The 5,751-nt window shown below is 64.9% G+C and carries 5 protein-coding genes and 1 pseudogene; 3 read left to right on the forward strand and 3 right to left on the reverse strand.

Annotated elements, in window-relative coordinates; genetic code table 11:
• Positions 1 to 172: 172 nt before the first annotated feature.
• The 3 genes from WA944_RS13565 to WA944_RS13575 all read right to left on the reverse strand — a co-directional run bounded on the left by WA944_RS13565 (position 173) and on the right by WA944_RS13575 (position 3,180).
• Positions 173 to 1,714, reverse strand: coding sequence for an alkaline phosphatase D family protein (locus WA944_RS13565; RefSeq protein ID WP_526610136.1), 1,542 nt, complete (start codon positions 1,712 to 1,714; stop codon positions 173 to 175).
• Between the two features lie 247 nt (positions 1,715 to 1,961).
• Positions 1,962 to 2,240, reverse strand: coding sequence for a hypothetical protein (locus tag WA944_RS13570; protein WP_526647042.1), 279 nt, complete (start codon positions 2,238 to 2,240; stop codon positions 1,962 to 1,964).
• Positions 2,241 to 2,268: 28 nt separating this feature from the next.
• Complete coding sequence (locus WA944_RS13575) at positions 2,269 to 3,180, reverse strand: PE-PPE domain-containing protein (RefSeq protein WP_526372326.1); 912 nt, start codon at positions 3,178 to 3,180, stop codon at positions 2,269 to 2,271.
• Positions 3,181 to 3,455: 275 nt separating this feature from the next.
• Between WA944_RS13575 and WA944_RS13580 the strand changes: the two genes are divergently transcribed.
• The 3 genes and pseudogenes from WA944_RS13580 (at position 3,456) to WA944_RS13590 (ending at position 5,566) form a co-directional block, all read left to right on the forward strand.
• Positions 3,456 to 3,992, forward strand: a complete 537-nt coding sequence (locus tag WA944_RS13580; RefSeq protein ID WP_526372327.1) for a helix-turn-helix domain-containing protein — start codon at positions 3,456 to 3,458, stop codon at positions 3,990 to 3,992.
• Between the two features lie 13 nt (positions 3,993 to 4,005).
• Positions 4,006 to 4,578: a PIN domain-containing protein gene (locus WA944_RS13585; protein WP_526372328.1), complete on the forward strand. Its 573-nt coding sequence runs from the start codon at positions 4,006 to 4,008 to the stop codon at positions 4,576 to 4,578.
• Positions 4,579 to 4,754: 176 nt separating this feature from the next.
• Positions 4,755 to 5,566, forward strand: a pseudogene (locus WA944_RS13590) (TOTE conflict system archaeo-eukaryotic primase domain-containing protein).
• Positions 5,567 to 5,751 lie beyond the last annotated feature (185 nt).

A 5,751-nucleotide genomic window follows, 5' to 3' on the forward strand; every position in this document is an offset into this window, starting at 1 on the left:
CGCCTCTACGCGCGGATCAACGCCATGCCGGATTCCACGGTTCGTGACGAGCTTCTGGCCATCGCCCAGCGGCACGAGGGCATGCATCGCTGACGCGACGCTCCTTGTCCAGAGCCGGCAGCCCCGACGGGGTGCCGGCTCTGTTGTTTCCTATCCAGGTGTCGGGCGGCGCTCACACCCGTTGCATCGCCGGTGCACGGTCGGCGACCACGAACGTCGCGCCCGTCTGCACCGCGGCGCCCGGCCGGGAGACGTACGGCACGATCCGAAAGTCGACGCGCACCTCGTCGCCGGTCACCCGCATCCGCACATAGCCCCTGCGGTTGTTGAAGTATCGGATGTGCGGGTTGTCCGGCAGCACCGACACGATCTCGTCACGGGTATCGGAGCCGTCACCGCCTGAGCTGATCGAGCTGGTCACCAGTTCTGTCGCCACCACGGGAGTGCGGGTGTCACCCGGACGTTCGTGGACGTCTGCGGCCCAATGGGAATGCACGTCGCCGGTCAGCACCACCGCGTTGCGCACCGGCGAGTCGCGGATGCCGGCGACGATCGGGTCCCGGTTGACCACGTACCCGTCCCAGCCGTCCGGATTGAACGAGCGCTGATCGCCGGCCGTGAGGTCCAGTTGGGAGAAGAACACCTGCTGGCCCAGGACGTCCCAGCGCGCGCGGGATCTCGCGAACCCGTCCAGCAGCCACCGTTCTTGCGCCGGACCGATCAAAGTCGCTGCAGTAGAATACCGTTCGACACAGTCGGAGGAGTACCTGTCGCCGCACGGTTGATCGGTCCGGTGTTGACGAGTGTCGAGCATGTGGAACGTCGCCAGCGCGCCCCAGTGCACCCTGCGGTGCAGATCGATGTCGGCACCGCGCGGCCGCCTCGCCGCCCGTAACGGCATGTTCTCGTAATACGCCTGCAGTGCGGCCGCGCGCCGGTGCAGGAACGCGGGGTCCGGTGTGGCCGGCACCGTCCCGGCCCAGTTGTCGGCCACCTCGTGGTCGTCGAACACCGCCAGCCACGGTGCGGCAGCGTGGGCGGCCTGCAGGTCGGGATCGGTCTTGTACTGCGCATACCGCTGCCGGTACTGGGCCAATGTCGCCGTCTCGGAACCGATGTGGTCACGCACCCGGACTGCGCTGCGCCCGGCACCGTACTCGTAGTGGTAGTCGCCGAGGTGCAGTACCAGATCCGGATGCTCCTCTGCCAGCCTGCGGTAGGCGGTGAACCAGCCCTGCTCGTAGTTCGAACACGAGGCGACGCAGACTGTCAGCGGGTCGAGCGAATCCGCCGCGGGTGTCGTCCTGATGCGTCCCGACGGTGACAGGTATCCGCCCGAGCGGAACCGGTAGAAGTACTCGGCGCCGGGCCGTAACCCGGTCAGTTCGACGTGCACGCTGTGTGCAGCCTCGGGCACTGCGGCGACGGTCCCCCGCTGCGCGGTTCGCATGAACGTGTTGTCCTCGGCCACTTCCCAATCCACGTCGACGGGTCGTGCCGGCATGCCCCCGAGGCCGTCGTCGGCCAACGGTTGCGGCGCCAGCCGGGTCCAGATCACCGCACCGTCGGTGGCGGGTTCCCCGGAGGCGACGCCGAGGGTGAACGGATCGGCCGCGGGGCTCAGTCGCTGCGGTGAGCTGAATCCGACGACGGGCAGCGCCGCGAGTAGCGCGGCACCTTTGAGCGCGGTCCGGCGGGACGGATGTGGGGACACGGCGCAGTGTCAGCCGCGGAGCTGTCGCGGCGGTGACGCGCAGCGGTACGGTGTCCGCCTGTCGGTATGCCGTTCGGGAAACTCTTGGACGCATTCGCTCGGCAAGCGGCCGCGGCACCACCATGATTCACTTCAAAAAGGCGGTGGCCTACGACGCCTTCACCCGCGACATGGCCTCCGCTCGACGACCGGGTGAACGCCGGGCAAACTCAGGCAATCAGGAACAGTGCGCTGGTGCGGCCGGGGGTCAATCCGACGAGTCGGTGGAATCGGCGGAGCCGGAATCGCTGGAGTTGGACTTGTCCGCGCGGGAATCGCTGCCGCGCTCGGTGCCCCGGTCCGACTTGTCCCGCTTGGCAGCGCGATCCTTATCGCCCGCTCGATCACTGTCGCTGTCGGCGCGGCCAGCGTCGACGTCAACGTCGGTGGCGGTGGCGGCGTCGTCGGACTCCCGCTCGCTCGCAGCGTCGTCCTCGCCCTTGGCCGAGCTCACGTCGGCGTCATCGCTGTCTGAGACCGACTCCACCACGCTCACACCGGATTCGGTCGCCTCCTCATCGGAGATGACAGTCTCCTCGGCCGGCGTGGTCTCCTCGGCCGGCGTCTCGACGGTGTCTTCGACCGCCTCCGGAACGGTGACGGCGGTGCTGCGCAACCAGGAGGGAGCCGGGTCGTTGCGGGTGTACGCCTTGTCGATCGAGGCCTTCAGCTCGGCCTCGCGAGGTGCGAGGCTCGGGAACAGCTGGACCAGAGGCAGCCTCTCGGCCGGGATCAGATAGTGAGTGGTGCTGCCGCTTGGAGTTCACCTCCACGGTGACGTTCTCCTCGGGCACCTCGGTGAGGTCGGCGAACATCGTCGGCACGTGGACGAAGATCGAACCGGCCATCGCATTCGCGACCGCGGTCAGGTTCCACCAGCGGTCGGGGAAGTCGGCGAACCCGTCGTATTCGCCGGTGACGACGATCGTGTCGTACACCGTCTCGGGCGCCGGCCGGTAGGTGTAGTCGTAGACGGGGTTGTAGTTGTCCGTGTCGGCGATGATCTCCTGGCGGCTGGAATCAGCCGCCACGACAAAATTGATCTCCCGCTGGTCGGGCGCATCGAGGTCCGCTGCGGCCAACCGCAGCACCTCGGTCACCACCAGCGACCAGGCCGAGAGACCGACCACGGTGACGCGCTCGCCATTGATCACGTGGCCGTCCTCGTCCCGGGAGAGACGAGCGAGTGCGGCGTCGATCTGGGCACTGAGGTTGGTGATGCCCACGTCGATCGAGGCGCCCAACGTCAGGTCGTCGGCCCCGGTGTACGGCCTGGCCTCTGCCGGCCAGTCGACGCTCACCCGCTCCACGTCGCTTAGTGCGCCGCCGAGAAGCTGCGACATCACCACGTCATGCATCGTCGGGGTCCCGATGCCGCCGATGATCAGAGCTGTGCTGGCCGCCCACCCCGACGGGGCGGAAGACACTCCCAGAACGACAGCAGCTAAGGCACCACCGCAGGCAATTCGATCGGGCGAACGACAGTGCTGAAGATCTTGAAGGCGGCCGGTGTCACGGTGCGGCCGCAGGGGCGGAGGTACTGAGTAGCTCGGTGGCGGGTACATCCAACCCGTAACGAACTGCTGGCGCACGAAGGCAACGAAACGCCGGGTCCCGGCCGTAGGCGTATCGGATGTCTTCAATCTGAGGTATTATTCGAACGTTCCGAAATCTCTTTCGATTAGTTTGACTAGGGTCTGACATGAGTGCCGAAGCTGCAGAAGCAGTCACCTTCATCCCCGAAAATCCCGACGAGTTTGCCTCGGTCGTCGGGTTCCTGGCCAACCATGAACGCATCCGGGGCAAGGTGGCATCACCCAGTTACGCCCTAGTTGGGATCGATGAGCATGACCGCATCGAGTTGCCGCGTTCAGTCCACCAAGCCTTGACCAAGGTCGTCGCCGCACTACATGCTGGCAAGGCGGTCACCATCGCGCCGCAGACGATGAAATTGACCACCCAGCAGGCCGCGGACCTTCTAGGAGTCAGCCGCCCCACTGTGATCCGCCTGATCACCGACGGTACGTTGGCCGCCGAACGGATCGGCAATCGTCACCGCCTGTTGCTCGACGACGTTCTGGCATATCGCGAGCAGCGGCGCAATCGTCAATACGAGGCGCTGGCGGCTGCAACGGTCGATATCGATGCGGGCGACGATCCCAAAGTCGTTCGCCAGCGACTGCGTGAAGCGCGCCGAGTCGTCGCCGAACAACGCCGGGCCAAGGTCGAAACGCACTGAAAGAAATCCGATAGTGTTCGCCGCCCTGTTGGACACCTCAGTGCTGTGGCCCAGCCTGCAACGCGATTTCCTGCTGTCGTTGGCGATCCAGGGCTTGTATCGGCCTCTGTGGTCAAGCGCAATCCTTGACGAATTGCGTTACTACGAAGGACAAAAGCTCGTAGACCGTGGCCACGCCCCAGTCCTCGCAAGGCAGACAGCTCAAAGCCTCGTCGATCAGATGAGTTCGGCTTTCAACGATGCCGTGGTGGCCAACTGGGAAAGTCTCGAGGGCACGTTCGGACTGCCCGACGTCGACGACGAACACGTGGTCGCGGCGGCACTGGTTGGCGGGGCTGACACAATCGTCACGAGCAATCTGAAGGACTTTCCACCGCAACTGATCCCCAAGTCGCTCACCGTAATATCGCCTGCCCAGTTCGCCGCCGACACTGTCTCAGTGTCCCCCGACGTCGCACGTCAGGCAGTGATCGCCATGTCCTCCAGATTCATTCGGCCGCCGTCCACCGTTGATGAGATTCTGGATCAGCTGATTGCGCGTTACGCCATGATCGAAGCCGTCGAACTCATCCGTGGCGCCAGGTAGCACAAATTCAAGGAGTACCGACCGTTAGCGGCATCGAGAAGTTCCCCGGCGAGTTGGACACACTGCGTGCCGACAACGGGCGCCTGCGTCGTCTGCTCCGATTGAGCGAAGAGCAGGCTCGGGCGGCCGCCAGCGACCAGGCGACACTCACGGGAGCACCAGCCTCGCCCGTGACCATGAGCTCGAACTCAGCCGATAAGGTGCGGTTCTTCATCAACCTGTTCCGTTGTCGCACCGATATTTACGCGGTGCGTTGGGAGAACCGGCGAGACGGCCGCTCGGGCTGGATGCCGGCAATCAAAGGCTACTGGCGCAAGGGGATGAATCGGGCTGACGCCCCCTACCTGCCGCTTACCCCCGAGGTCGTCGATGCCCACCTCGCGGCGAGGCGCACATCGGCGTGTACCCACTCAGCAACGACGACACCTGCTGGTGGGTCGCGGCGGATTTCGACAAGGAGGCCGCGATGCTCGATGCCCTCGCATACATGAAAGCGGCCCGTTCTCATGAGATTCCAGCTGCGTTGGAAGTCTCACAATCCGGCAGAGGCGCTCACGTCTGGATCTTCTTCGCTCACCCCATCTCGGCTTCGGTCGCCCGAAGGGTGGCTACAAGTCTGCTGGGCGAGGCGTTTCGGCTGCGCGGCAGCATGCATTTGAGCAGCTACGACCGATTGTTTCCTTCCCAAGACGTCCATACCGGGCGAGGTGTAGGCAATCTCATCGCCGCACCGTTGAACGGCAAACGCCGACAACACGGGACCACCGTGTTCCTCGACCCCGCCACCCTTGAACCATATGAGGATCAGTGGGCATACCTATCGAGCATTGCCCGACTGTCGACCAAAGATGTGACTACGCTGACGCGCCGGCTGCCTGACCCGCAGATCGGCCACAACGTCCGGCGCCTGCAGCTGCCGACCTCGTCACACATCGTCCCGCGACCTGCGGGCAATCGTCCGCGCACTTCGCTTCTTGCATCACGTTGATAGCAAACGATCTTGGCCCTGCAATGATCTCGGCGGTCAAACACGCCGCATCCATACGCAACCCCGAGTTCGATGTCCGCCAACGTGCTCGCCGCAGCACCTGGGACACGCCACGGTTCCTCTACAGCTACGACGAAACCCCTGACGGTGATCTGGTTCTGCCGCGCGGTCTGCAACCGCTACTA

Origin of the sequence: Mycobacterium sp. (assembly GCF_049683355.1) — a bacterium.
GTDB lineage: Bacteria > Actinomycetota > Actinomycetes > Mycobacteriales > Mycobacteriaceae > Mycobacterium.